Origin of the sequence: Paeniglutamicibacter kerguelensis (genome assembly GCF_017876535.1) — a bacterium.
GTDB lineage: Bacteria > Actinomycetota > Actinomycetes > Actinomycetales > Micrococcaceae > Paeniglutamicibacter > Paeniglutamicibacter kerguelensis.
The window spans coordinates 3,410,076-3,436,530 of the sequence record NZ_JAGIOF010000001.1; the positions used below are offsets into that span (position 1 = coordinate 3,410,076).

Annotated in this window: 23 protein-coding genes; 12 read left to right on the forward strand and 11 right to left on the reverse strand. The window is 64.5% G+C overall.

Annotated elements, in window-relative coordinates:
- Positions 1–96: 96 nt before the first annotated feature.
- The 7 genes from JOF47_RS15540 to JOF47_RS15570 all read left to right on the forward strand — a co-directional run bounded on the left by JOF47_RS15540 (position 97) and on the right by JOF47_RS15570 (position 7,669).
- On the forward strand, positions 97–1,032 hold the full coding sequence (locus JOF47_RS15540) for a LysR family transcriptional regulator (RefSeq protein WP_210000026.1): 936 nt from the start codon (positions 97–99) through the stop codon (positions 1,030–1,032).
- Positions 1,033–1,111: 79 nt separating this feature from the next.
- Positions 1,112–1,747 carry a flavin reductase family protein gene (locus tag JOF47_RS15545; RefSeq protein ID WP_210000027.1) on the forward strand — a complete coding sequence of 212 codons (636 nt, stop codon included), beginning with the start codon at positions 1,112–1,114 and terminating at the stop codon, positions 1,745–1,747.
- A 48-nt stretch (positions 1,748–1,795) separates the two neighbouring features.
- On the forward strand, positions 1,796–3,283 hold the full coding sequence (locus tag JOF47_RS15550; protein WP_210000029.1) for a 4-hydroxyphenylacetate 3-hydroxylase family protein: 1,488 nt from the start codon (positions 1,796–1,798) through the stop codon (positions 3,281–3,283).
- Positions 3,284–3,312: 29 nt separating this feature from the next.
- Positions 3,313–3,990, forward strand: a complete 678-nt coding sequence (locus JOF47_RS15555) for a DUF1028 domain-containing protein (protein WP_210000031.1) — start codon at positions 3,313–3,315, stop codon at positions 3,988–3,990.
- A 100-nt stretch (positions 3,991–4,090) separates the two neighbouring features.
- Positions 4,091–5,245, forward strand: coding sequence for a M20 family metallopeptidase (locus tag JOF47_RS15560; RefSeq protein WP_342592809.1), 1,155 nt, complete (start codon positions 4,091–4,093; stop codon positions 5,243–5,245).
- Positions 5,232–6,665 carry an aspartate ammonia-lyase gene (locus tag JOF47_RS15565; RefSeq protein WP_210000036.1) on the forward strand — a complete coding sequence of 478 codons (1,434 nt, stop codon included), beginning with the start codon at positions 5,232–5,234 and terminating at the stop codon, positions 6,663–6,665. Before JOF47_RS15560 ends, JOF47_RS15565 begins: the two co-directional genes overlap by 14 nt.
- Positions 6,666–7,012: 347 nt before the next feature.
- Positions 7,013–7,669: an SDR family oxidoreductase gene (locus JOF47_RS15570; protein ID WP_210000038.1), complete on the forward strand. Its 657-nt coding sequence runs from the start codon at positions 7,013–7,015 to the stop codon at positions 7,667–7,669.
- A 23-nt stretch (positions 7,670–7,692) separates the two neighbouring features.
- Here JOF47_RS15570 and JOF47_RS15575 read toward each other — a convergent pair whose 3' ends face one another.
- Together JOF47_RS15575 and JOF47_RS15580 are read right to left on the reverse strand one after the other, a co-directional pair.
- Complete coding sequence (locus JOF47_RS15575; RefSeq protein WP_210001753.1) at positions 7,693–8,580, reverse strand: polysaccharide deacetylase family protein; 888 nt, start codon at positions 8,578–8,580, stop codon at positions 7,693–7,695.
- Positions 8,581–8,609: 29 nt separating this feature from the next.
- Positions 8,610–9,578 carry an asparaginase gene (locus JOF47_RS15580; protein ID WP_210000041.1) on the reverse strand — a complete coding sequence of 323 codons (969 nt, stop codon included), beginning with the start codon at positions 9,576–9,578 and terminating at the stop codon, positions 8,610–8,612.
- 423 nt (positions 9,579–10,001) lie between these two features.
- Between JOF47_RS15580 and JOF47_RS15585 the strand changes: the two genes are divergently transcribed.
- Entirely contained in the window at positions 10,002–11,555 is a 1,554-nt protein-coding gene (locus JOF47_RS15585) for a long-chain-fatty-acid--CoA ligase (RefSeq protein ID WP_210000043.1), read from the forward strand.
- A gap of 55 nt (positions 11,556–11,610) precedes the next feature.
- On the opposite strand, the gene JOF47_RS15590 is transcribed toward JOF47_RS15585, so the two are convergent.
- Complete coding sequence (locus tag JOF47_RS15590; protein WP_210000046.1) at positions 11,611–12,231, reverse strand: class I SAM-dependent methyltransferase; 621 nt, start codon at positions 12,229–12,231, stop codon at positions 11,611–11,613.
- A gap of 198 nt (positions 12,232–12,429) precedes the next feature.
- On the opposite strand from JOF47_RS15590, the gene JOF47_RS15595 reads away from it, so the two are divergent.
- Positions 12,430–12,591: a hypothetical protein gene (locus JOF47_RS15595; RefSeq protein ID WP_210000048.1), complete on the forward strand. Its 162-nt coding sequence runs from the start codon at positions 12,430–12,432 to the stop codon at positions 12,589–12,591.
- A 2-nt stretch (positions 12,592–12,593) separates the two neighbouring features.
- Here JOF47_RS15595 and JOF47_RS15600 read toward each other — a convergent pair whose 3' ends face one another.
- Together JOF47_RS15600 and JOF47_RS15605 are read right to left on the reverse strand one after the other, a co-directional pair.
- Positions 12,594–13,190, reverse strand: coding sequence for a DUF2231 domain-containing protein (locus tag JOF47_RS15600; RefSeq protein WP_210000052.1), 597 nt, complete (start codon positions 13,188–13,190; stop codon positions 12,594–12,596).
- Positions 13,191–13,376: 186 nt separating this feature from the next.
- Entirely contained in the window at positions 13,377–14,222 is an 846-nt protein-coding gene (locus JOF47_RS15605) for an HpcH/HpaI aldolase/citrate lyase family protein (RefSeq protein WP_210000054.1), read from the reverse strand.
- A gap of 207 nt (positions 14,223–14,429) precedes the next feature.
- On the opposite strand from JOF47_RS15605, the gene cycA reads away from it, so the two are divergent.
- Entirely contained in the window at positions 14,430–15,896 is a 1,467-nt protein-coding gene (gene cycA / locus JOF47_RS15610; RefSeq protein ID WP_210000056.1) for a D-serine/D-alanine/glycine transporter, read from the forward strand.
- Positions 15,897–16,026: 130 nt separating this feature from the next.
- Here cycA and JOF47_RS15615 read toward each other — a convergent pair whose 3' ends face one another.
- Both JOF47_RS15615 and JOF47_RS15620 read right to left on the reverse strand, forming a co-directional pair.
- On the reverse strand, positions 16,027–17,196 hold the full coding sequence (locus JOF47_RS15615; protein ID WP_210000058.1) for an NAD(P)-dependent malic enzyme: 1,170 nt from the start codon (positions 17,194–17,196) through the stop codon (positions 16,027–16,029).
- A gap of 329 nt (positions 17,197–17,525) precedes the next feature.
- Complete coding sequence (locus JOF47_RS15620; protein WP_210000060.1) at positions 17,526–18,311, reverse strand: ABC transporter ATP-binding protein; 786 nt, start codon at positions 18,309–18,311, stop codon at positions 17,526–17,528.
- A 198-nt stretch (positions 18,312–18,509) separates the two neighbouring features.
- Between JOF47_RS15620 and JOF47_RS15625 the strand changes: the two genes are divergently transcribed.
- Both JOF47_RS15625 and JOF47_RS15630 read left to right on the forward strand, forming a co-directional pair.
- Positions 18,510–20,195 carry an ABC transporter transmembrane domain-containing protein gene (locus JOF47_RS15625; RefSeq protein WP_210000061.1) on the forward strand — a complete coding sequence of 562 codons (1,686 nt, stop codon included), beginning with the start codon at positions 18,510–18,512 and terminating at the stop codon, positions 20,193–20,195.
- On the forward strand, positions 20,192–21,955 hold the full coding sequence (locus tag JOF47_RS15630; RefSeq protein ID WP_210000062.1) for an ABC transporter ATP-binding protein: 1,764 nt from the start codon (positions 20,192–20,194) through the stop codon (positions 21,953–21,955). Before JOF47_RS15625 ends, JOF47_RS15630 begins: the two co-directional genes overlap by 4 nt.
- Positions 21,956–22,227: 272 nt before the next feature.
- On the opposite strand, the gene JOF47_RS15635 is transcribed toward JOF47_RS15630, so the two are convergent.
- From JOF47_RS15635 to JOF47_RS15650, 4 genes are read right to left on the reverse strand one after another with little or no spacing between them, the layout of a single operon-like run.
- Positions 22,228–23,379, reverse strand: coding sequence for a FecCD family ABC transporter permease (locus JOF47_RS15635; RefSeq protein WP_245356392.1), 1,152 nt, complete (start codon positions 23,377–23,379; stop codon positions 22,228–22,230).
- A complete protein-coding gene (locus JOF47_RS15640) occupies positions 23,376–24,452 on the reverse strand; it encodes an iron chelate uptake ABC transporter family permease subunit (RefSeq protein WP_210000063.1) in 1,077 nt (358 codons plus the stop codon). Before JOF47_RS15640 ends, JOF47_RS15635 begins: the two co-directional genes overlap by 4 nt.
- Positions 24,427–25,338, reverse strand: a complete 912-nt coding sequence (locus JOF47_RS15645) for a siderophore-interacting protein (RefSeq protein ID WP_210000065.1) — start codon at positions 25,336–25,338, stop codon at positions 24,427–24,429. Before JOF47_RS15645 ends, JOF47_RS15640 begins: the two co-directional genes overlap by 26 nt.
- Positions 25,335–26,309, reverse strand: coding sequence for an ABC transporter substrate-binding protein (locus JOF47_RS15650; RefSeq protein ID WP_210000066.1), 975 nt, complete (start codon positions 26,307–26,309; stop codon positions 25,335–25,337). The genes JOF47_RS15645 and JOF47_RS15650 overlap by 4 nt, the downstream gene beginning before the upstream one ends.
- Positions 26,310–26,455 lie beyond the last annotated feature (146 nt).

Below are 26,455 nucleotides of genomic sequence, written 5' to 3' on the forward strand. Positions count from 1 at the left end.
CCCTCGCCGTTTGCGACCTCGACGTTGTGAAAACTATGCAACACTTTGCGAGTGCTGCATATCACATGAATTCGAAGGAAGGTATCGGAATAATCGATGGCTGAAATAACCCTCAAGCAACTCGAATACTTGCTGGCGGCGGCCGAGGCCGGCAGTGTCACAGGTGCGGCCACGAAGCTGTTTCTCAGCCAATCTGCCGTCTCGACGGCACTCGCCGACCTGGAACAGTCGCTCGGCGCGCAACTGTTTGTTCGCCACCCTCGAGGAATGAGCCTCACCACGGTGGGCCGCGAGGTGGTGGCCGACAGCAGGCGGATCATTATGGGCATTGAGGAAATGCATGAGTCCGCCAGAAGTAGCGTCGATTCTCTAGCAGGCAAGCTCCGCGTCGGCTGCTACTCGTCCCTGGCTCCCGTGCTGCTGCCCATGGTGATCGATGAATTCCTGCGGAAGAACCCGCGGGTCGAGCTTTCGTTCATGGAAGGCGACCAGAAGACTCTCGCCGATTCTCTTGCAAACGGGGCATTGGATCTGATCATCGTCTACGACTACCAGCTGCACGAACTCAAGCAATCCGGAACATTTACCCTGACCCGGGTCTATGCGTCCAAGCCCTACGTGGTCCTGCCTGTCGACCACCCATTGGCAGAACACCGCCGAGTCTCCCTGCGCGAGCTTGCCCCTGAACCGATGATCCTGTTCGACCTTGCTCCCGGCGGGGAGTACTTCCTGTCGTTCTTCCAGCTTGAGGGGCTAGAGCCGACCGTCCGCTTTCAGACAACCAGTTTCGAGATGGTTCGCGCGCTTGTCGCGCGCGGCCTCGGATACTCCATCCTGAGCCAGCGCACCGCAATCTCCATGAGCTACGAAGGGTTGCAGGTGGCCACGCGCGAACTTGCGGCGGACATCCCGCCACTGGGCATTGCCACTGCGCATCTATCCAGGGTGCGGCCGACTGCACGCGTGCGGGCGTTCATGGAACAGGTCGAAACCAGCCTCGCGCTCTGGAGTGGAATGCATGAACCTCGATGAATTGGGTTTCGATTTTTTAGATGGATAACTAAGAAATAATCTGCTTGTTCAATTGCGACTTGAATCACAGACTGTTCTTGTGAACATTCAGACCGGCACCATTTCCGGTCGATCCAAGGAGGTTGATTCAATGTCTACGTCAGTCAAGCCAGCTGTCACCGTTGGCCTCAAGAGCAATCCAGAAGCGTTGCGGAACTCGTTCGTTGAGGCAATGGGGCGCGCCGCCACCGGCGTGACGATTGTTGGCACCGATGGCCCCAGCGGCAGGTATGCCCAGACGGTCAGCGCCATGTGCTCGGTGACAGCCGATCCAACCACCCTGCTGGTATGTGTGAACCGAAAAAGCCCGCTCAACGAGGCCATCGTCAAGCACGGCGTTTTCTCCGTCTCGTTACTGGGACGCCAGCATGACCATGTGGCCGACACCTTTGCCGGCCGGCCTTGGCCCGGCAAGGAACGGTGGGATTTCACCTGCGGAGAATGGGCGCCGCTGCCTTCGGGCTGCCCCACGCTGGTGGACGCGCTGGCTTCATTTGACTGCATCCTACGGCAGGTCGTCGAATGCGGCACCCACTACATCTATTTCGGAAACGTCACCGCGGTAGGAGGCCAACCGGGAGAACCCTTGACCTATCACGCGCGCACCTATGGCAAACCAGAACCTGTTGAGCCGTCGGTGTTTCCCGACTACCCGGGTTCGGGCCCGGTGCGCTAAGACGCCAGCATTATCCAACTAATTTTCATGCGAGAAAGGTAGAGGCAAATGCTTCGTACTGGTGAAGAATACCGCGAGTCCATTCGAGACGGCCGCAAGGTCTACGTCAACGGCGAGCAGGTGGACGACGTAACCACGCACCCCATGTTCAAGCCCATCGTTGATCAGCGAGCCATGATCTTCGACATGGCCCATCAAGAGTCGACCCAGGCGACGATGACCTACGTCGATGAAAAGAATGGGGAACTCAACGCGATCGGCAATCGCCTTCCACGGACCCAGGAAGACTGGTCGGACAAGCGTCGCGCAGTGGACCTGACGCTTCGCGAGGCCGGCGGCGTCGTTACCCGAGTCGGCGACGAGACCATTGGTGAAATGTGGTCGCTCTTTGACGGCCAGGATGTCCTCAACGAAGTCGACCCGCGCTTTTCGGACAACATCCGGCGACACATCGAGCGCTCCATCACCGCCGACACCTTCCACATATCGGCCAACACGGATCCCAAGGGCGACAGGTCCAAGGCGCCCCAGGACCAGGATCCGGACATGCTGCTGCATGTGGTCCGCGAAACCGACAACGGGATCGTGGTTCGCGGCGCCAAGTACGAAACCGCTGCGGCCTACGCCAACCAGGCATTCACCAAGCCAACCATCGCCAATTGGGGCAACGACAAACTCTCCAACTATGCCGTTGGGTTCGTCGCGAACCTTTCCAGCCCGGGATTGAAGTTCATCTCCCGCACGGGCTTTGCCGGCCGGGCCTCGGCCAAGGACTACCCGCTGTCCAACCGGGTGGACGAAGTCGAATCACTGGTCATCTTCGACGACGTGGAAATCCCTTGGGAGGATGTGCTCTTCTACCGCCACACGCGTGCTGCGGCGTTCATTCGCTCCACCCTGCACCGCTACAGTGCGTTCCCGTTCGTCCAGCGCACCCAGCATCTCGCCGACTTGATGATCGGGGCTGCCCTGTGGAACGTCAAGCAGACCGGCTTGGAGAAGCAGCCAGCCGTTCAGGAGAAGCTGGCCCAGCTCGCCTGCTACCGCGAAAACATCAATGCGCATCTGACCGCATCCATCGCCATGGCAGAGAAGAGCCCCGGCGGGCTGCTCATGCCGAATCAATCCTTGCTCTACACCGGCCGGGTAACGGCCTTGTCGCAGCTCCCCACGATGATGCACATCGCTCGTGAACTGTGCGGCGGCCAGATCTGCATCACTCCCGATGCAGCCTCGTTCGAACACCCGGACACCAAGGACTGGCTGGACAAGTACTACAACGTCAATGAGAACTGGATTGCCGACGATCGCCGCAAGCTCCTGGCATTCGCCCGCGACCTGCTCAACAGCGACTACGCCGGGCACCGGCTGACCTTCCAGCTCTTTGCCCAGTCGCCGCCGTTTGCCCAGCTCGGTGCCATCTACCGGAACTTCGACTTCGAAGGGCCGCTCGACCTTGTACGCAAGGCTGCCGACCTCTCCGACCGGGTCACCGGTGAAACAAACGACGCGGCCAAGCTTGCCACCCGAGTTTGAGCAGCCAAGACAACCCCTAGGACACTGACATGACATTTTCACTGGTTGCCCGTGATCCCCGCACCGGAGCGTTCGGCATGGTGGTCACCTCCTCCAGCCCATCGGTGGCCGCCCGGTGCGTCCATCTGCGGTCGGATGTGGGAGGCGTTGCCTCCCAGAACGTGACCGACCCTGGACTGGGCGAACGGATTCTCAACGCGCTTGAGTCCGGTTCCAACGCGCAGGTCGCGCTTGACAGCGTTGCCCGGGATGCGGAGCACATGGATTTTCGGCAGGTCGCCGTCGTTGACAAGGACGGCAACGTGGCTTCGTTCTCCGGATCGGGGACGCTTGGAACCAACCGTGTCGTTGCCCTTGATGGAGCCGTGGCTGCGGGTAATTTGCTCTCCGACCCGGGAGTTCCCGCCGCCATCATGGCTGCTTACCAAAATTCGGCGGCAAGTGCCTTCGAACGACGGCTACTGGACGGCCTGGTTGCCGGGTTGAACGCCGGGGGCGAGGAAGGCACCGTCCACTCGGCCGGTCTCGTGGTTGTGGATGGACATTCCTGGGCCTCCACCGACCTACGCGTCGATTGGGACGATGAGGACCCGATCGGGGTCTTGGAGGATCTCTGGGAGCGTTGGGCACCCGAAAAGGAAGCCTACCGTTCCCGCGCGATCAACCCAACGGTTGCCCCGTCCTACGGGGTCCCCGGGGATCTCTGACAATCAAGCGCCAATGGGTTCCAGATCGTCGGTCTGGGACCCATTGCGTTATCAGGTTCCCGAATGCGCCTCGTGATTGAGAAGGAAGTTGGACCCGACAGTGCACAAGCATGTTGTACGCCGCGTTAGAGAAATACAGCATGAACTCGTCGAGCTATCGGAGAAGATTCATGCCAACCCCGAGCTGGGCTGGAAAGAGTTCAAGGCTGCCGAATGGACTGCGCAATTCCTGGAGCGCCACGGCTTCGAGGTGGAACGCGGATACCTTGGATTCCCCACTGCGTTGCGCGCGGTGTTTGGATCAGGACGTTTCCGAATCGGACTTTGTGCTGAATATGACGCACTGCCCGAATTGGGGCACGCATGCGGACACAACCTGATTACCGCAATGTCCTGCGGGACCGCCGTTGCGTTGGCCGATCTGGCAGATCAATACGACCTGACGGTCGAGGTCTATGGCACCCCCGCCGAAGAAGGCGGCGGCGGCAAGATTGAAATGCTCAAACGAGGCGCGTTCCAGGGTTTGGACCTGGCCATGATGGCCCACCCCGGACCCGTTGATTCCGCGGAGGCCCGACCCTTCGCGGTGGGACACCACCATATTTCCTATCGAGGGAAGTCGGCCCATGCCGCCGCCTACCCCGAACAGGGAGTGAATGCGAATGACGCGTTTGTTGTAGCCCAGGTTGCACTTGGATTGTTGCGACAGCAACTGCCTGGCAGCACTAGGGTGCACGGCATCCAGACACGCGGAGGTCAGGCACCCAACGCCATCCCGGAACATACAGAAGGACGCTGGTATGTCCGCGCCGAAACCCTTGATGAGCTGGCACTGGCCGAGGCCCGCGTGCGCCGCTGCTTTGAGGCGGGTGCGCTGGCCACGGGATGCGACCTCGAAATGACCCCGGAGTCCGAACCATACTCCGAGTTCAGGACCGACGCGCGGGCACTGGAAATGTATGTCCACCACGCACAAAAACTTGGGCGCCGCTTTGACGCGCCCGCGGAGCACGCAACCATGAACAGGGCCTCGACCGACATGGGCAATGTGTCGCAACTCGTTCCGGCCATTCACCCCTACATAGGACTGAACTGCTATCCGGATTCCAACCATCAAGTGCAATTCGCCGAGCATTGCGTCGGGGCCGCAGCCGAAAACGCAATTCATGATGGGGCCGCGGCCCTGGCTTTGACGGCATTGGACTATGTAGGTAGCCATCTCCAAAACGAAAGGAACGAGTATGTTGGGCAATGAGCCGGCAAGATCGCTTTCCACCCGTCGGGAACATGATTCCATGGGGGAGGTCGAAGTACCGGGCTGCGCCTACTACGGGATCAGTACCGAGAGGGCCCGCCAAAACTTCCCGATCAGTGGTCGAACCGTTGGAGATTTCCGTCATCTGGTCTGGGCTTTTGGTGCGGTCAAGGCGGCCGCCGCGCGGGCAAATGAGTCCACGGGCCTGCTCAGCGCCAAGCATTCCATGGTCATTCAAGCCGCAGCCGCCGAAGTCATGGATGGCATATACGATGACCAATTCGTGGTTGACCGCATTCAGGGCGGCGCTGGAACCAGCACCAACATGAATGCCAACGAGGTCATTGCCAACCGGGCACTGGAACTACTGGGACATGAAAAAGGCCAGTATCAGCATCTGGATCCTATCGACCACGTCAATCGCAGCCAGAGCACCAACGACACCTATCCGACGGCCGTAAAGATTGCGCTGCGCCGCTCTCTGGATGAGCTCGTCGAGGAACACGGCAAGCTGGCGGCAGCATTCGCCACGAAATCCTTGGAATTCGCCGACATCCTCAAGATCGGACGCACTCAGTTGCAGGATGCCGTCCCGATGACCCTCGGACAAGAATTCGGCGCCTTTGCCGAAACATTGCGAGAGGACAATGACCGCATGTGTGAAATGCGGTTGCATCTGGCCGAAATCAACTTGGGCGCCACCGCAATCGGCACCGGCATCACGGCCTCGGCCGAGTACCGGGCACGCGTGGTCCCGGAGCTCGCCAAAATCACCGGGCTGCCCCTGGTTGCGGCGGTCAACCTCGTGGAAGCGACATCTGACACCGGTGTGTTTCTGTTGCTTTCCGGCATGGTCAAGCGGGCAGCGGTCAAGCTGTCCAAGGTCTGCAACGACTTGCGGTTGCTGTCGTCGGGACCCCAGTCCGGTTTCGGTGAAATATATCTTCCAGCGGTCCAAGCCGGATCCTCAATCATGCCCGGAAAGGTAAACCCAGTGATCCCGGAAATGGTGAACCAGGTGGCGTTCCGAATCGTCGGCTCCGACATGACCGTGACCATGGCAGTGGAAGCAGGGCAGCTGCAGCTCAATGCCTTCGAACCGGTGATGGCTGATGCATTGCTGGAATCCATTCAGTGGCTGACTCACGCGAGCGAGACATTGAGGGAACGTTGCGTGGTGGGAATTGAAGCAAATGAAAGCCTTCTCAAACAGCGTGTTGAGGGTTCCCTCGCCGTAATCACGGGGCTGACCCCACTGTTGGGATATGCCGTATCCGCTGAATTGGCGAAGGAAGCCTTGCACGGAAAAAAGAGTCTCTCTGAGCTGATCCTTGAACGCGGGTTGCTTAGTGAATCCGAGTTGGCGGAAGCCATCTCACCGCAGAATCTCACGGGAGCGACGCAATCGGTATCTAGCTAGCTCGAAATACGAGGACGAAGTGTCTCCTCCGAACGGACAGCGAAACGGCAGGCACGTTGGCTCGTGGGTCGTTGAACAGCAAGACGTCGGCAGTTCAACGACCCCGTACCACTCCGTTGGAGGATCATGACCGCACTGCCTTCCCGACGCCCCTGTTCGTGTACGGGCCGGCCAGACCTCCTCGGCGGTGGCCTGCGGGCAGCAGGAAATGGGCTTTGCTGTCCCCCATTCCGCACCGCACTGTGTAGGCTCGTCGGCAAGGGCGAAGCCGGACAATACGTTGCGCCGCAACCATCTCCCGGTTGAGCCAAGCGCTCTATTGTCCATGGACGAAAGCAGGCACCACCATGAAGGTCACCATCATCGGCGGACACGGCAAGATCGCGTTGCTCGCAGCAAGGATCCTGGCAAGCCGCGGGGACGAGGTCACCTCGGTCATCCGCAATCCCGACCACGTCGCGGATGTCGCTGACACCGGCGCGCTCGCCCTGGTGTTGGACGTGGAAACGGCAACCGCCACCGAGCTGGCGGAGGCCTTCGCCGGCGCCGACGCGATCGTCTGGTCAGCGGGGGCCGGCGGCGGAAACCCGGAGCGGACCTATGCGGTGGACAGGGACGCGGCGATCCGCTCCATGAACGCCGCCGAGCTGGCCGGCGTCAAGAGGTACGTCATGGTCTCGTTCCTGACCGCGGACGCCGAGCATCTGGTGCCGCTGGACGACCCCTTCTACCCCTACATGGCCGCCAAGATCGCCGCCGACGAGCACCTGCGCGCCAGCGGACTCGCTTACACGATCCTGGGCCCCGGGGCGCTGACACTCCGGGAGCCCAGCGGGCTGCTCGATCCCACGCCGGACGCCTCCGGCGACACCGGCACCTCGCGGGGCAACGTCGCGCTGGCGATCGCGGCCACCCTTGACGACCCGTCGACGATCGGGCGCACCATCAACTTCACCGACGGCACGGTTCCGGTGGCCCGGGCCATCGCCGCGCCCCGGGCCTGACGGCAGACCCGGCGACGGGTCCGTCAGGTTTCTAGGCGCGGGTTCCGCCGGGCGAAGTCACGGGCGAGATCTTCCATGCGGGCGAACTCGACGCCGTCATGGGACTGGATGTGGTCAAAGAGCCGCTCGAGCATGAGCAGGTTCTGCGGCTTGCCCGAGACATCGGGGTGGATGGTGATCGGGAAGACTGCATAGTCCATTTCGCGGTAGACCCAGTCGAACTGGTCCCGCCAGAGCTGTTCGACGACGTTCGGGGACACGAACCCGTGGCTGTTGGGGCTGGACTTGATGAACATCATCGGCGGCAGGTCGTCGAGGTACCACGAAGCGGGGATCTCGATCAGGTCGGTTTCCCCGCCGCGCACCAGCGGCTTCATCCATTCCTTGGCGGAGTCGGCCTCGTAGTCGATATTGGTCCAGGAGTCCCCGACCCGCACGTAGTAGGGGGTGAAGTCGTCGTGCATCAGGGAGTGGTCGTAGAGGAACCCGCGTTCAAGCAGGATCTCGTTGGTCACCGGGGAGAACTCCCACCACGGCGCCACGTAGCCCACCGGCTTGCGCCCGGAACGCTTCTCGATGAGGTCGGTGCAGTAATCGAGGACCTCGGTTTCCTGCGAGCGGGTCATGGCGATCGGATTCTCGTGGCTGTAGCCGTGCACCCCGATTTCGTGTCCGGCAGCCACGACCGCGTCGAACTGCGCCGGGAACGTCTCCACCGAGTGTCCCGGCCAGAACCAGGTCACGGGTATCTGGCGGCGCTGGGCGAGCTGGAGCAGCCGCGGCACGCCGACCTCGCCGGCGAACATGCCGCGGGAGATGTCGCCCGGGGAACCTTCCCCGCCGTAGGAGCCCAGCCAGCCGCCGACCGCGTCGACGTGGATGCCGACCGAGACGTAGATTTTCTTGGACATCATGTCTCCTCTGTGAGAGGTGGGTGTTTTTAGCAGTAGGTCTTGAATGCTGCCGGGAATTCTTCCGTCCCGGTGCCGCAGGAGAGCAGGACGGCGGCGAGAATGCGCGCCTGGAACGGGTTGAGGTCGCCCGCGGGAATGGCGCCTGCCGCAACCAGGTCGATGCCTCCGCCGTTGCCGTAGGTCGGGACGATGGGTCCCCACGGCGCCCGGGTGCTGAGCACGACGATGCAACCGTTCTCCGTCGCCCGTTTCACGGCGTCGGCGAATCCGGGCCCCGCGTTGCCGACCCCGGTGCCGGCCAGCACGACGACGCGGCTCCCGAGCCGCACCGCGTAATCCATGAGCTCCGGCGTCGCCCCGGGATACGCCGTGATGATTTCCGCGCGGACGCCATCGAACGCCACCTTCGGCATCGGCATCGGCGGGTAACGGCGGGGCGCGGCAACAACCACGAGCCGGTCGCCCGCCATGTGGGCCACCTCGATGCCGCCCCCGAAGGCGCTGCCCGCGGTGGTATGCACCTTGCGAGCGCCGCGGGCTGAACGGACCGTCCCGTTGAAGGAGATCAGCGCCCCGGACTCTCGCAAATGCTCGTTGGCCGCCGCTCGCACCGCCTCCGCGACGTTGCGCGGACCGTCGGCGTCGGGGCTGTCCGCAGTGCGCTGGGCGCCGGTGAGCACCACGGGCTTGGGCGAGGCGTGCACGAGGTCAAGCAGGAATGCCGTCTCCTCGAGGGTGTCGGTTCCGTGGGTGACCACCACGCCGTCGATGCCCGGATCGGCGAGCGCCTCCCCGACCTCCTCGGCAATCCGGCGCAGGTCGGCCAGACCGAGGAGGTAGCTGCCGGTGGTAAGTACGTCGCGTGCGCTGACAGTGACATCGCCATACTGCGTCTGGACCAGCGAGGAGGATGCGTCGGTGGCAACGGATCCGCCGGGCCCATGTCCACGCGAGGCGATGGTGCCTCCAGTGCCCAACAGCTGGATGTGGGCCACTGTGCGCCTCCATTTCGAGCGGGGCCGAGCCCGCAGAGGGCGGGCCATCCATGAGGAAGAGAGCTGCAACTGCTTGTCCAATATGACTCACATGGAAGCAGAAAGAAAGGTCTGCGAACCACGTACTTTCCCGGCGGCGGTGCGACCACGAATATCCGGTGTCCGGGTCGGGGCCAGCGGCCCGCCCCGATCCCCGAAACCCTCATCCATCTGCCTCTCTTACGATGGCGAAGTTGGCGCCGGATGGATGCCGGCGGGTCGATTCAAGCCACACGCTGTCGGGGTCGGACCGCTTCGGCCCGCCTGCCTCGTGGCGTCCGCGGAGCCGAACGCCCGGCAATGGAACCCAGTTCCTTGACATGAGCCCGAGTCTCACGAAAGACTAACGTGACACAGGTCATATCAACCCACGGAGCCGCACCAGTGAATACGCCCGCAGCAAACGCAACCCTGTCAGTCGCAGCAATCCTGGTCGAATCGGCACGGCGCCACACCGACCGCCCGGCCATCACCTTCGGCGGCGTGAGCACCAGCTACGGGGAATTGTGGGACCAGACCCGCGCCTACGCTGGCGCCCTGCGCGACGCGGGAATCGGCGAGGGCGACCGCGTTGCCGTGCTCATCCCCAACGTCACGGACTTCGCCCGCGTCTACTACGCGATCCTGTCACTGGGCGCCGTTGCCGTGCCGATCCACGCGCTGCTCAAGCGCCACGAGATCGAGTACATGCTCGCCGACGCCGAGGTGAAGACGATGGTCTGCGCGGCCCCGCTGCTGGGCGAGGGCGCACCCGGTGCCCAGGCCGCAGGGGCCGAGGTGCTCACCGTACTTTCCCCGGAGGCCGGGCAATTCCCGCGCCTGGAGGACCTTGCCGCGACGGCGATGCCGATCGAGACCTACCTGCCGCGCAACCCGCTGGACATCGCCACCATCCTCTACACCTCCGGCACCACCGGCAAGCCCAAGGGCGCCCTCGGCACCCATCTGGCGCTGGTGGAGCAGGTCAACGTCATCCTGCTCAACACCCTGGACATCCGCGTGGGCGACAAGATCTTCGGCGGCCTGCCGCTCTTCCACACCTTCGGGCAGACGGTGGTGCTCAACGCGGGCCTGCGCGCCGGCGCCGAACTGCTGCTGATGCCCAAGTTCAGCGGCGAGGCAGCACTGTCCATGGTGCTCGACGAGGGCGTGCACATCTTCGCGGGCGTCCCCACCATGTACGTGGGACTCTTGGAGGCCGCAAAGTCGCGCCCGGAAGCCGCCCCGGAACTGCGCTACGCGGTCTCCGGCGGCGCCTCGCTCCCCCTGACCGTACTCGAGGGATTCAACGCACGCTTCGGTGCGCTCATCCACGAGGGCTACGGGCTGACCGAGACATCCCCGGTCGCCAGCTTCAACCACGTCGGCAAGGAACCGCGCCCCGGGACCATCGGCCAGCCGATCTGGGGCGTCGAGGTGGAGATCGCCCGCGCCGAGGTCCACGACGCCATCGAGCTGCTGCCGCGCGGAGAACTCGGGGAGCTCGTGGTGCGCGGGCACCTGCTCTTCTCGGGCTACCTCAACCGCCCGGCGGCCACAGCGGAGGCGGTCGTCGACGGCTGGTTCCGGACTGGGGACCTGGGCACCAAGGACGCGGACGACTACGTGACCATCGTCGACCGCAAGAAGGACATGATCCTGCGCAACGGCTACAACGTGTACCCGCGCGAGGTCGAGGAAGCTCTGATCACCCACCCGGACATCGTCAACGTCGCCGTCTTCGGCGTGCACGACGACAAGCACGGCCAGGAGGTCGCCGCAGCGGTCACCCTGGTTGCCGGAAGCACGCTGACCGGGCAGGAAATCAGTGCGTACGGGGAATCGCGCCTGGCGGCCTACAAGTACCCGCGCCGCATCGAGATCCTCACCGAGTTCCCGCTGGGCCCCAGCGGGAAGATCCTCAAGCGTGAGCTCGTCGCCAGGTACCAGGAGTCCTAGGCGCCGGTGTCCCGGGTACCCTGCTCCCCTGCCCATCGGTCCGCGCGCGACGCATTCAGTCGCGCGCGGCCGTCCCCAGGCTGAACGCCCCCTCGAAACGCGGCACACCGGGCTGGTAGAAGGTTTCCAGCTTGGTGATGCGGAATCCCGCCTCGCGCAGCATTTCGACATTCGACCGGGTCAGGTGGCAACCGCCGGCCAGGGCCTTCTGCACGGGTTCAATCCGGTGCTGCCACCGCGCAACGCGCTCGTCGGGCGCCAGCCCGTGTTCCAGGAAGTGGAGTTCCCCTCCGGGCTTCAGCACGCGGCGCAACTCGGCCAGTGCCGCTGCCGGGTCAGGGATGGTGCACAGCGTGAAGGTGCTCAGCGCGGCCTCGAAGCTCCCGTCCGCCTCGGCCAGCCACTGCCCGTCCAGGGAACCGCGCACCACCTTGACCGCCGAGGCATCCCGGGCCATGGTCGACAGCTTCCAGGCCGCGTCGGACGGTTCGACCGCCACAACGCAATCCACCGCAGACGGGTAGTGCCCGACGTTGCTGCCCGAGCCGAAGCCGATTTCCACGACATTTCCGTACAGGGACGCGCAGACCAGCTCTCGCAGCGGCACCAGGCTCTTGTTGCCGCAGGAAACCGCGATCAAGCGGGGCAGCACCAGCCGTTCGTAGATGTTGGGCATTTTGCGCTCCGTTCTTTGGCCTCGGCACCGCTTTAAGTGTGGCCGCCCGCCGTTGCCCGGGCAACGGCGGGCGGACGGTTCGAGCGCGACAGGAGCAGCATGCAGATCCGAAGCCGTGACCCGGCGACGCCGGGTTGGAGTCCAGGCTCCCGGCTGCGTGGCGAGCACCTCCAGCAAGGTGCGCGCGAAAATCCGGACATGTCCATTGGGGTCTCCCGCCGAGAAGCCGCGTTCGCCGTACACAGGGACTTCGGGATCGCTGGTGATCCCGACAGCGGCATCACGTGCACGCAGCCGGAGCGCGTCGACGCGGTCGACCTGGGCATGCACGCTTGGGTGTCAGTGCTGGCGGTTCCCTGATTTCACAGGGGAGGCAGAGGGGACTGCTCTCGGCTTGGTTGATTTGCCGGGCTGATGGTTCCTTGGCCGGCAGTGGTCCGGCGTGCGGTTCCGCGGTTGAGCGCCAGATGTCCACCCAGGAAGCCCGCTCCTGCAACGATCGCGTTTCCTGCGAGGCCGAGCCGCACGCCGAGGGTATGGCGGCCGCGCATGCGCGCGATCAAGGAGCCAAGGAGAAGAAAGGCGGCGACGTCGGTGCCCAGTGCGTGCACCGCGCCGATCCGGCGCTCGGCGCCCGTCAATTCCGCCCAGTCACCGGCACCTGCGATAGCGGTCGGTCCAGCCGCCGCCAACCCGGCCCCGACCAAGAGCGTGGCGCTGCGACGCGCCTGGGATCCTCCGGCTACATCGAGGATGGATGCGCTGACCCAGCACCCGAGCGTCAGGTCGGTGAGTAGCGGATGCACCGAGTGGCCGAGGACGCTGGTGTGAAATGGGCTGCGCCGTGCCCAGTCGATAACCGGCCCGTAGACGAATTCTTGGACGACAGCCACCTGTTCCGAGAGTGGACTCTCGCCCACGGCCCGGGCCACCCGTTGCGGCAGAGACAATTCACTCATGCTCATTTACGGTACGCCGACGCTGCGCCGCTGTATAGGGAGCGAGAACGGGTCGCCGGACAAGTCGGCGCCCGGGCGCGTTAACGGCAAAAGCCGCGGCCATCGGTTCCGCGCCTGCCCCGTGGCGGGGAAGGATAAGGAACGATGCCGCGGCTTGATGCCCGGAACCGGGGTTCCGGTGAAACTCTAGGCGTTCCACAATCCGTAGGAGTCGGCCAGGTCGGCGATCTTCTGGGCACGCGCAAGACGCGGCAGGTAGGAGCCGTCACCGACGGAGGCGCCGGCCGCGTGGGCGTCGAGCATGTCGTGGGCCCAGTGCAGTTCATCGGCGCTCGGCGAGAGGCCGAGGTTGATCTCGTCGACCTGGGTGCGGGAAAGCGCCAGCTTTCCGGTCATGCCCATGGAGGCGGTGATGGCCGATTCCGCCAGGACCTCTTCGGCGCCTGCGCCCGGTGCGGGCGGGCCGTCGATGGCGCCCGGCAACTTGCCGACTCGGGATGCAACAACAAGCTTGCCGCGCGCATAGGCCAGGGCCAGCGGGTCACCGGATACGCCGGTGTCCTTGCGGAAGTCATTCACGCCGAAGGCCAGGCGGAAGGTACCCGGTGCCGAAGCGATGGCCGTTGCGTTTTCGATGCCGACGGCCGACTCGACCAGTGCGAGCACCGGGGTGCCGGCCTGCAGACGCATGGCGGTGTAGGTGACCTGCTCGGGCTTTTCGGTCATGGCCAGCATGACGCCGCGAAGCCCCGGCGTCTTGGAAAGCGCCGCAAGGTCCTTGGCCCAGAAATCGGTATCGATTCCGTTGACGCGGACCCATGCCGTCATGCCGGTGGAAAGGGCCTCCACGACGCTGTCGCGTGCCTCGTCCTTTTTGTCGTCCGGGACCGCTGCCTCCATGTCGAAAATGACGGAGTCGGCCTCGGAGGCCAGTGCCGGTGCGAAGTCTTCCGGCTTGGAAGCGTTTACGAGCAGCCAAGAGCGCGAAAGTTTGGCTGGAAGGGAAGCTGCGCGACGGTTACGGAATGCCATATCAGATAGCCTACCGAGTTCTTTACCCAACCTTCCACCTAGCGTCGCTTCCAAGACTCGCCCTGGAGCCCTCGGATTCGACGTCGTCCCAAGCGGGCGTAATCTTTTGGTGTAGGAAACCACCTTGGTGGTTGATTGCGTGCACCAAACCGTAGGGCCGCAGAGTGGACATCTGAGCACGGCCCGCCAGCAGGAAGCTCGACCAACATGCCCGAAATTAGTACGGCGGAGCAATCGTCTCCGCACCTAGAGCGCGGGCTTACGAACCGCCATATTCAACTCATTGCCATCAGCGGTGCAATCGGCACCGGACTGTTCATGGGGTCGGGAAAAACCATTTCGGTTGCCGGACCCTCTGTGATATTTGTCTACATGATCATCGGCTTCATGCTGTATTTCGTCATGCGGGCCATGGGTGAATTGTTACTGAGCAATCTCGACTACAAGAACTTCTCTGACTTCGCAGGCGACCTTCTGGGGCCCTGGGCGGCATTCTTCACCGGCTGGACCTACTGGTTCTGCTGGGTGGTCACGGGCATCGCCGACGTCGTCGCCATCGCCCATTACGTGGCCTTCTGGTGGGGCGATCTGTCCCTCTGGATTCCGGCCCTCATCGCCATCGTTCTGCTGCTCGGATTGAACCTTCCGACAGTCAAGGCCTTCGGCGAAACCGAATTCTGGTTCTCGCTGGTCAAGATCGTTGCGATTGCCGCGCTGATCATCATCGGCCTGACCATGATCCTCACCGGGTTCGAGCACAACGGCACCCAGGCCTCGTTCTCCAACCTCTGGGAACACGGGGGCATGTTCCCCACAGGGATCACCGGCTTCATTGCAGGCTTCCAGATCGCCGTCTTCGCCTTTGTAGGCATCGAACTGGTCGGCACCACCGCGGCCGAGACCAAAGACCCGACCAAGACCCTGCCCAAGGCGATCAACTCGATTCCCGTGCGCGTTCTGCTCTTCTACGTGGGCTCGCTGGTCATCCTCATGGCAGTGCAGCCATGGGACATGTTCGACGCCGAGAACTCCCCGTTCGTGGGAATGTTCGCCCTGGCGGGGCTGGCCGGTGCGGCGGGCATCGTGAACTTCGTGGTGCTCACCTCCGCCGCCTCGAGCGCGAACTCGGGCATCTACTCGACCTCCCGAATGATCTACGGACTGGCCAACGAGGGCTCGGCTCCGAAGGCGTTCAGGAAGCTCTCGAGCAGCAGGGTCCCGCGCAACGCGCTGGTGTTCTCCTGCATGTTCCTGCTGGCGGCGGTCGTGCTGCTCTACGCGGGCGGCTCGGTGTCGCAGGCGTTCACGCTTGTCACCACGGTCTCCGCGCTGTGCTTCATGTTCGTGTGGTCGATCATCCTCATCAGCTACATCGTGTTCCGGCGCCGACGCCCCGAGCTGCACCGGGCAAGCGATTTCAAGGTTCCCGGCGGTTCGTTCATGCCGTACGTGGTGTTGGCGTTCTTCGTCTTCGTGCTGTGGTCGCTGACGACCCAGGCCGATACGTTGCAGGCGCTCATCTTCACCCCCATCTGGTTTGCCCTGGTGGGAATCGGCTACCTGGTGCTGCGGCGCAACCCGGCGCACCTTCGCCTGCGCGAAGCGCACCGCGAAAAGGTCATTGCGGAGTACGCGGCGCTCAAGGAGCGCGAGGCGGAAAAGGTCTCCCTCTGACGCCGAGGCGTTGATGCAAGTCTCCGCAGCGCAAACGTCCGTGGCTGGCAGCCGGTTGTTCCCGGCCGCCAGCCACGGGCGTTTTGTCGTTACTTGCCGTTCGCCGTCCATGGAGGCGAACCAGGCGTCGTTACTCGGCGGCTGCCCCGACTGCCGCAGCGACGGCAGGCATGACGCGCGGGTCCAGCGGGGAGGGAACGATGTAGTCGCTCGAAAGCTTGTCCTCGGCCAGTGCGGCGATTGCGTGGGCCGCAGCGATCTTCATTTCCGGGGTGATGCGGCGGGCGCCGGCGTCCAGCGCGCCGCGGAATATGCCCGGGAACGCCAGGACGTTGTTGATCTGGTTCGGGAAATCCGAGCGGCCGGTGGCGACCACCGCGGCGTACTTGCGGGCAACCTCCGGCATGACCTCCGGGTCCGGGTTGGACAGGGCGAAGATGATTGCGTCGTCGTTCATCTGGGCCAGGTCTTCCTCGGCGAACTTGGAAGAGGAGACACCGACAACGGCGTCGGCACCGTCAAGGGCCTCGCGGATACCGCCGATGATTCCGTCCTTGTTGGTCAGGGCCGCGTACTTTGCCTTGATGTTGTTCAGGTCGTCGCGGTCGCGGTGGATGGTGCCCTTGGAATCAACCAGGACCACGTCTCCGATGCCTGCCCGGATGAGGATCTCGGCCACCGCGATGCCCGCAGCCCCGGCACCCGAGACGACGACGCGCATCTGCCCGAACGTCTTGCCCGCGACCTTGGCCGCGTTGATGAGGGCCGCAAGGACCACGACGGCGGTGCCGTGCTGGTCATCGTGCATGACCGGGCAATCGAGGGCCTCGATGAGGCGTTCCTCGAGCTCGAAGCAGCGCGGGGCCGAGATGTCTTCCAGGTTCACCGCGCCGAAGCTGGGGCGCAGGCGCACGAGCGTCTCGATGATTTCATCGACGTTGGTGGTGTTCAGGACCAGCGGGATCGAGTCGAGGCCGCCGAATTCCTTGAAGAGCGCGCTTTTCCCTTCCATGACGGGAAGCGATGCGGCGGCGCCGATGTCGCCGAGGCCCAGCACCGCGGTGCCGTCGGAGACGACAACCACCAGGCGCGAGGCCCAGGTGTGGGTTGCGTGCATGGCCGGATCCGCCGCGATGGCGCGGGAAACCTGGGCGACGCCCGGGGTGTAGGCGATGGACAGATCGCGCTTGGAGGTCAGCGGCATCGTGCTCTGGACGGTGAGCTTGCCGCCGATGTGGGCGTCGAAGATATCGGCGTCGGTGATGGTGGCGGCAGCGTTGAAAGAGGTGTCGACAGACATGTGTGTCTCCTTGAAAGTTCTGAACGAAGAGGAAGCGAGGAAACGAACCAAATAGTCGTTGGGCTTGGAGAGCTGGGTTCACACGTCGTCGTGTCGAACGCTCTTTCTTCGCCTCGCTGCGCGTGTGCCGGCCCGGGGTGGGGGCTGACGGCAGTGCCGCGCTGGTCAGTACTTTCTTTAGACCGTGAGGCCCACACTACGGCACAACTGCGTTCATTGGCCACCCGAATTCGTAACATTTTGTGGCCCGTGCCACATCCGTTGTTGCTGCCAAGGGCAACAGGGGTGGCGCTCCGCCGCCGGGTTTCCGGGTCGCGTTGGCTCCGAACCTAGCGGCTTGCTGACCCCAGCGGTATCACCAGGGGCGTGTGGGAGACGGGATCGGGGATGATCATGCACGGCAGCCCAAAGACCTCCTCGACCAGCTCGGCCGTCACGATTTCCGAGGGATTGCCCGCGGCGACAACGTTTCCGTCCTTCATCGCGATCAGGTGCGTTGCGTAGCGGCAGGCATGGTTCAGGTCGTGCAAGACCGCGACCATCGTTTGGTTGTTTTCGCGGTTGAGCCTGCTGAAAAGTTCCATCAGTTCAATTTGGTGGGCGATGTCCAGGTACGTCGTCGGTTCGTCCAACAGCAGCGTCGGTGTCTGCTGGGCCAGTGCCATGGCCACCCAGACTCGCTGGCGTTGGCCCCCGGAGAGCTCGTCGACCTGCCGTCCGGAAAGCGAGGTGACATTCGTGGCCGCCATGGCATCCACGACGGCCGCCTCGTCGTGTTTGGACCACTGGCGAATCAGTGACTGGTGCGGGTACCGGCCACGTGCCACCAGGTCTGCGACCGAGATTCCGTCCGGTGCCGTCGAAGTTTGTGGAAGCAGCCCGAGTTTCCTCGCCACTTCCTTGGCCTTGTAGGAATGGATCGTGCGCCCGTCGAGCAGGATCGATCCGAGCTTGGGCTTGAGCAGCCGGGAGAGGGCACGAAGCAGCGTCGACTTTCCACACGCGTTGGGCCCCACGATGACGGTGAAGGCCCCCTCGGGAATCTCGATGCTCAGATCCCGGGAGATCACCCGCTCGTCGTAGCCCAGGGTGATGGTCTCTGCTGCAAGTGCCATGGATCGTTACTTTCACATTTGATCGGCCCATCCGTGGGACGGCCGGCTCGGTGCCGGGGCGATGGTGCTGGTCCCGGCGTTGCGTACAACACAAGCAAAGCAGGAAATATCGCCAATTCATGCCGATTTTCGCCGATGTGTCCGTCTGGCGATACAGCATGTCCAGCCCGCCCCACGGGCATTGCATAGGCTCTTGGAGTGGCCCCAACAAAAACCAACAACCATCGCCCCGTTGATCGGGACTTGTCCCCGGATTTCTCCGCTATAACCCTGGGCAAACATGCCTTGCGCCACGGCGCATTCGCCGAGGGGCGCGGCCTTCAACTGGGGGCCTCGACTGCCCTGCTCATGATCCACCAGATCTGCGAGGCCCTGGTGCCGGTGCTGATTGGCGTGAGCATCGACAAGGCAATCGGCCCCTCGGACCTGGGTGCCCTGCTCTGGGCCCTTGGCGGACTGGTAGGCCTCTTCCTGATGCTGACCTACAGCTGGCGGCACGGCTACCGGCTGACCAGCCGGGTCTATGGATACGGCGACCATTCCCTGCGCCAGATGGTCATCGCCAAGGTGCTTGATCCGCGGGCCACCGGCAAACAATTCGGTGCCGGGCGGACGCTGAACATCGCCACCTCCGACACTGCGATCACCGCAGGGCTGAGCTGGGTGGTCTCCCAGATGAGCGCGAGCCTCGCGGCACTGATCACGGCCGCGACCTCGCTGCTGCTGATCTCCTGGCAGCTGGGCTTGTTGGTCCTGGTTGCCACCGTGGTGTTTCTGGTGCTCATGCACTTCATCACCGCACCGCTGGAACGGCGCACGCACCTCCAGCAGGAACGCGCGGCCGAGGCGACGGGCCTGGCCACCGACCTGGTCACCGGGTTGCGCGTGCTCCAGGGGCTGGGCGCCACCCGCACGGCCACCGAACGCTACAAGGAAACCAGCCGGGCCTCGCTGCAAGCTGCCCTGGGCACGGCAAAGTCCGAGGCCCTCTTTTCCACGGTCACCCTCGGATTGAGCGCCACATTCCTGGCCGCGATCACCTGGGTGGCCGCATCCATGACCCTGGCCGGCGAGATCAGCATCGGCCAGCTGGTCACCGTGGTGGGCCTGGCCCAATTCATCCAGGAGCCGCTGAGTTCGCTGGCGTACTACCCGGCCGCCCTTGCGCAAAAGCGTGCCGCGGCCAAACGCATCGCCACGCTACTGAACACCGAGGCCGGTGCCGATGCGCCCGAACTTGCCACGGATTCCATGGCCACCGGCCCTGCGACCTTCCGCGAAATGCTGGTGCGCGGTGAGGGAAGCCACCCCGATTTCCGGCTGCTCCCCGGGACCATCACGGGTCTGCGCACCGATGCGAAAACCGCGCGCGAACTGACCATGCTGCTTGCCGGGCGCATCGAGGACTCCAACCAACGCCTGCACATCAACGGTGTTCCCGCCGCCGTCCGCGGGCTTGCGGAGCTGCGCTCAACGGTGTTTGTCTCCGATCACGACGCGGCGATCTTCACGGGTTCCATCCGGGAGAACCTGTATGCGCACGAGCCGTTGGACAGCGTGATGACAGCCTCGGGCCTGGCCGCGATTTGCGCCAGGCTTCCACTGGGATTGGACGCACGGGTCGGCGAACAGGGCAGTGCGCTCTCAGGTGGCCAGCGCCAGCGGCTGTTACTGGCCCGGGCGCTGCACCAACAGCAGCCGGTCATCGTGCTCACGGATCCAACCACGGCCCTGGACTCGGTCAGCGAGGCACGCATTGCTTCGGCACTTGGCGGTTTCCGTGCCGCCGCGCTGCTGGTCGTCTCCGATTCCCCGTTGTTGCTGGGCGCCTGTGACACGGTCATCGACGCCATCTCCCTACACACCGCAGGAGTGAACCCATGAGCGAGCCAACCACCGGGATCCAGGCGGCCGTCGACAGGTTACCCATCGCCGACGGCCGGACCACCTGGCGCCACGTGATCCGGATCTTCGGGGCCAGGCGCTGGCTGGTGGCGTTAACGACGTTCACGCTGCTGTGCGTTGCGGTGACGGGGCTGGCGATTCCCGCGCTGCTTGGCGTGATCGTGGATGTTGTCTCCGCAAAAGGGGGTTCGCAGGCGCTGCTGAATTCCTTGGGGCTCTTGTTCATTGCGGCGATGGCCACCGGGATCCTGACCGGCATCTCCCAGGTTTTGCTGGCCAAGATGGGGCAGAGCGGCCTGGCCCAGCTGCGCGAGGAAGTCTTCGAATCCGCCATGGAGCTGCCCCAGGAACGTCTGGAGCGTGCCGGCAGCGGGGACCTGATTTCGCGGGTTTCCCGCGACGTGGACGCCACCAATGAGGCCATCGGCGGAATCCTGCCAACCTTCATTTCCGCCCTGTTCACCATTGCGCTCACTCTGCTGGGCCTCGGCGTACTTGACTGGCGGTTCGCCGCCGTCACCCTGTTGTGTGTTCCGATCCACGCCCTGGCGTTGCGTTCCTTCCTGCGCCGCAGTGGTCCTATCTACCGGGCGATGCGCGTGGCGGAGGCCGAACGTGGCCAGCACCTGCTTGAGGCCACCAGCGGTGCGGACACCATCAGGGCGTTGGGTACGGAGAAGCACCACGTGTCCGCTGTCGCTTCTTCCAGCCGCGGCGCCATTGGTCTGATGCTGAAGGCGGTGGTGGTTTCCTCGCGTTTCTACGGGTGGCTGAACATGGCCGAGCTTCTGGGCATGGCCGCGATCCTGTCCACCGGTTTCTTCCTGGTACGTGCCGATGCCGTCACCATTGGTGCGGCAACCGCGGCCGCGCTGTTCTTCCACCGACTATTCGGCCCGATCGGCGCCCTGCTGGCAAACGTCGATGAATTGCAAAAGGCGGGCGCCGGGCTTGCGCGTTTGGTCGGCTTGATCGATTCGGATCGCGAGCAACAAGCGCCCGGGCCCGACGCAGTTTCGGGAACCGCCCCCGGCGTGGTGGTCCGCGGGCTTTCCGCCGGATACCGGGATTCCCCGGCCGTGATCACGGACTTCGAATTGAGCATTGCCCCGGGCGAGCTCGTGGCCTTGGTGGGTTCGAGCGGGGCCGGAAAGACCACGCTCGCACGGGTGCTGGCCGGAAACCTGGACCCCAGCGCGGGAACGGTGCTACTCGATGCATCCGCGGCCCCGAAGCTGGGTCACAGCACCCTGCTGGTCAGCCAGGAGGTGCATGTCTTCAGCGGCACCATCGCCGAAAACCTGCTGTTGGCCGCCCCCGCAAGCACCACGGAGGAATTGACCCGGGCCATACTCGAGGCCGAGGCCCACTGGGTCCTGGCGTTGCCCGAGGGGCTGGACACCGTGGTGGGTCACGGGGCGCTGCACCTGACCGGCGAGCAAACACAGCACCTGGCCCTGGTCCGGGCGCTGCTGAACAAGGCGGGCATGGTGGTGCTCGATGAGGCGACTGCGGAGGCGGGATCGGCAAGCGCCGCCCTGATGGAACGCGTGGCCATGCGCATCACCCGCGGCCGCACCGGGGTGGTGGTGGCCCACCGGCTGTCCCAGGCGGCCCAGGCGGACCGCATCCTGGTCATGGAGGACGGGCGGATCGTGGAGCAGGGCAGCCACGCGGAACTGCTCGCATCGGCCGGCACCTACGCCACCTTGTGGGAGGCCTGGAGCGCCCGAGGCTAGCCCTCGTTGCGTGGCTACTCCCACGGCAGAAAACCCCGAAGTCAAGGGAACCGGGGCGTTGGCCGGCTACCGCTGGGTCCGTGGGCCCGGCGAAACCGTTGCGGGCCCGGGTCTGGTGCTGGATTCAACGCCTGCCCCGGCTGTCCCCAGTGCACCCCATGTGGGTCGAGGGCAATGGAAACGGCAAGGGGGTCCGCCCACCGTTAGGTGGGCAGACCCCCTTGCCTGTGCCCTGAGGCAGGTCGTTGCTTGGCGACCGCCTCCGATTCCGGTCAGCTGCGCTTGGCCTCGCGGAAGAGCAGCCACACCAGGTACATCCCGCCGAGGCTGACGGTGACTACGCCGACAGGCATCTGGACCGGCGCCAGCGCATGCTGGGCGATCAGGTCGCTGGCCAGCAGCAACAGGGCGCCAAAGACCCCTGCGGAGAGCATCGACACGCGCCCGCTTCCGGTCATGCGCCGGGCGATCTGCGGGGCGGCGAGCGCCACGAATGCGATGGGCCCGGCGGCGGCGGTGCAGATCGCGGTCAGGCACACACCGATGACCAGCAGCCACAGCTTGGCAGGTTCGGTGCTGATGCCCTGCGCCGCGGCGGCGTCGTCGCCCATTTCCAGGCCCTGCAGCGGGCGCGAGAGCAGCATCAGCGCAGGGACCATGAGCACGGCGATCAGCAGCAGCGGGACCGCACGTTCCCAGCCCGCGGTGTTCAGCGTGCCCGAACCCCAGATCGCCGCCATCATGGCCAGGTGCAGGTCCGCCTTGATGATCAGCCAGGTGTTGATGGATCCGAGCATGGCACTGATGCCGATGCCGACGATGATCAGCCGGAAGCCCTGGATGCCGCGCTTGAACGCCAGCAGGTACACCACCGCGGCGGTCACCAGTCCCCCGGCAAAGGAGCCGATGGTGGTGGACACGAATCCTCCGCCGAGCAGCAACATGGAAACGAGCGCGCCGGTGTAGGCGCCTACGTTGAAGCCGATGATGTCGGGACTGCCCAGCGGGTTGCGGGTCAGCGACTGGAAGATCGCCCCGCTGATGCCCAGCGCCCCGCCGATCACGATCGCCATGAGCACCCGCGGCAGGCGCCAGGAGATGACCACCAGCTCGGTCTTGGCCGTGCCCTGCCCCAGCAGCGCCTGGAGGACCTCGGAGGGGCTGAGCACAAAGCTGCCCATGGACATGCCGGCCACGGCCAGTGCCGCGATGGCCAGCACGGCGGCGGCCCCGGTCAGCGCCGGGCGCGCCCTGATGACTATGGAAGGGCCGTGTGCGCCCACGCGCAGCCGCCAGACGCGTTCCCCGAAGTCGATCTTGGGAATTTCTGCGGGCGGCACTGGTGCAGGGGAATCCCGCCGGCCCTCTTGCGTCGCGGGATCTTCCGCCAGGTCCGTGAGCATGAGCGTGTTCTCTCTTTTCATAGGGTGCTCGCCGACTTCCGGCGCACCAGCCAGATGAGTACCGGGGCACCGATGAATGCGGTGACGATGCCGACCTGCAACTCGTCTGGGCGGATGACGAGCCGGCCCACGATGTCCGCGCCGACCAGCAGGCTGGGGGCCAGCAGGATCGTGTAGAGCAGGATCCAGCGTTGGTCCGGGCCGGTGATCCAACGCGCCACGTGCGGGACCATCAACCCGATGAAACCGATGGGGCCGGCCGCCGCGGTCGCCGCGCCGCACAGCAGCGTGACGGCAATGACCACCAGCACGCGGGTGCGGCCCAGGCTCGCGCCCATGGCCGCGGCCTGGTCGTCGCCCAGCGAGGTGGCATTCAGCGACCTGGAAACCAGCAGCGAGATCACCACGCCCGCCGCCACGCATCCGGACAGCCAGCCCAGCGCGTCGCCGGGGGTTGCTGCCAGCGAGCCGGCACCCCAGAAGCGCATGGCATTGAACGTGGATTCATCGAGCAGGATGAAGCCCTGGGTGATGCCGGAAAGCACGGCGCCAAAGGCGATGCCCGCCAAGGTGAGCTTGATCGGCGTTCCGCCGGAACGGCCACGGGATCCCAGGAAGTAGACGACGGAGACCGCCATCAGCGCACCGGCGAAGGAGTAGAAGACGAATTCGCCCATCTCCCGGGCGCCGAAGAAGGCAACGCCCATGACCACGGCGAAGGCCGCGCCCGAGTTGACGCCCAGGATGCCGGGATCCGCCAGCGGGTTTCGGGTCAGCGCCTGGATGAGTGCTCCGGAGATGCCCAGCGCGATGCCCACCAGCAGGCCGGCCAGGGTCCGCGGGGCCCTGAAGTCGATGATCGCCGCATGGTCCGGGGTTGAACCCTGGCCCGTCAGCGCCTCGATGATGCTCATGGGGTTGACCTCGCGAGATCCGAGCAGCAGGCTGGCAGTCAGGACGACCGCCAAGAGCGCCAGGGCGGCCACCGCCCCGGCGATGCGGCGCGAATTCACGCGCATCAACCCCGGTGCGGCGGCCTGCCCGGTCTTTTCGGCAGGAGAAGCAGTCTCAGAGACCGTGGGCGTCGAAGGCATCGGCTACTTCATCCTGAATGATTTCCGGGTCCTTGTCGGCGGACCACAATTCTTCGAGCCACTTCTTGAAGTCCTCGCCGAGGGCCTCGTAGCGTTCGTTCCAGTCCTCGGCCTTGTCCGTCCAGTAACCGACGACCTTGAAGCTGGTGACGGGGAGCTTGCGTTCCCTGCGCAGGTACCTGCGGGCCTCGCGGGTCACCCGGGCCTCGCCGGCAACCCAGATGTAGCCCGGGCCTTCCGGCAGGTCCATCTCGCGCAGCACCTGAGCGAGGCGGCTGGGTGAATATCCGTTGCCTCCGTGGAGCCAACGCACCCTTGTTTCGTTCCCGAGTTCCAGCGCCTGTTCGTGGTCCGGGCCAGAGACCTCAAGGATGGCGGTGGTGGGGGTGCCGGCCGGGACGTCCTCCAGCAGACGCGCCGCGGCGGGCAGGCCTGTGGCGTCCGCCAGCAGCACCTGCCAGGTGGCGTCCGCGGGCAGTTCGTAGAGCCCTGTGGGGGTGTTGAATCCGACCTCGGATCCGGTCTCGACCGAGAGCGCCCAGTCCGCGGCGATCCCGCCGGGGTGGACCACGAAGTCGACGCTGATCTCGCCTGCCTGCGGGTCGACGGAGCGGATGGTGTAGGTGCGCATGGGGCCGGCAACCTGGTCGGCCGTGTACTCCCAGTAGTCGCCCTCCGGGTGAGGGTACACGGGAATCGTCTCGCCGCGCTCCGGGAGGAAGAGGCGGATGTACTCGTCGCCAATCCCGGTGGAGATGAAGGTTGCCAGGTCCGGGCCGCCCAGCACGATGCGCATCATGCCTTCGGTGAGGCGTTCGGTGCGCATCACCACCGCGCGATAGATGCGGTTGGGCAGCTTGGTCTCGTTCAGCGTGGTTTCACTCATGGCAACAGGGCCTTCTCTACCTCATCCAGGAAGGCCATCTGGCCGCTCGGGGAACCGTAGACCATTTCCATGTTGATGTTGGTGATCTGGTCGTTCTTGACGAAGTCGAGGCCCTTCCAGACGCTGCTGGCGTTGAGCTTGTCCGAGGTCTGCAGCAGTGAGCGTTCCTCGCCGACTCCCACGGTGGTGAACGCCTCGTCGATGTCCTTGAGCTGGTCGAGCTGCTCGAGGCTCAGGTTCGTGACGCCTTCGTCGTTGGCCCGTGCCAGCTTGCTGATCTTCAGCCCCAGGTCGTCGAACACCAGGCAGGCGATGCCGTAGCAGTCAACGCCGACCTTGCCGTCGTAGAAGGAGACGCTGGCGACCACCGGGTCGATTCCTGCGGCCTTGATCTTGCCCTTGATCTCGTCGACGCGCGCCTGGTACTTGTCCGTCCAGGCCTGGTACTGCTCGGTGCGGTTCAGCGTCTCGGCGGTCTTCTTGAAGTGCTCGCGCCAGTCGCCGCCGTCGAAGGCGTTGTAGTTGTAGGTCGGCGCGATCGGGTTCAGCTTCTTGGGGATCTCGGTGTCGTAAGACAGTCCGTTGAGGATGAAGTCGGGGTTGGATTCAAGGACCTTCTCGTAGTTGAATTCCGGGTAGTTCGCAAACGGCTTCACGTTCGCCAGGGCTTCCTGCGGGAAGAAGTCGGGGAAGGTGGTGAATCCGTTGTCACCCCGGATGGGCTGCTGGTCGGCCAGCTTGATGCCCAGGGTGATCAGGATGTCGGTGTCGGTGGTGTAGAAACCCAGGGCGCGCTGCGGATCCGCGGGAACCTCGGCCGCGCCGAATTCATTGCTGATCGAGATCGTCTGCGCTTCGGCCGAGGCCGGCGCCTGGTCCTTGGCTGCCGCACCGGCGCTGCAGGAGGTGAGCAGGAGTGAGGCCCCGAGGGCCGCAACGACGCCGAGGTACTTGGTCGACATGGTTTTCATGGGGGAATCCAATTCTGCGAGTGACGTGGAGGGAAGGCATTCGGCAACCCCGGCGTTTCAAAATGTTCGCCAGGGAGTTAGGGTTGCCTACCTTGTATCTCCACAGTAAATCGCCCTTATGCCGCGAATCGGACAGGCTGTGGCTC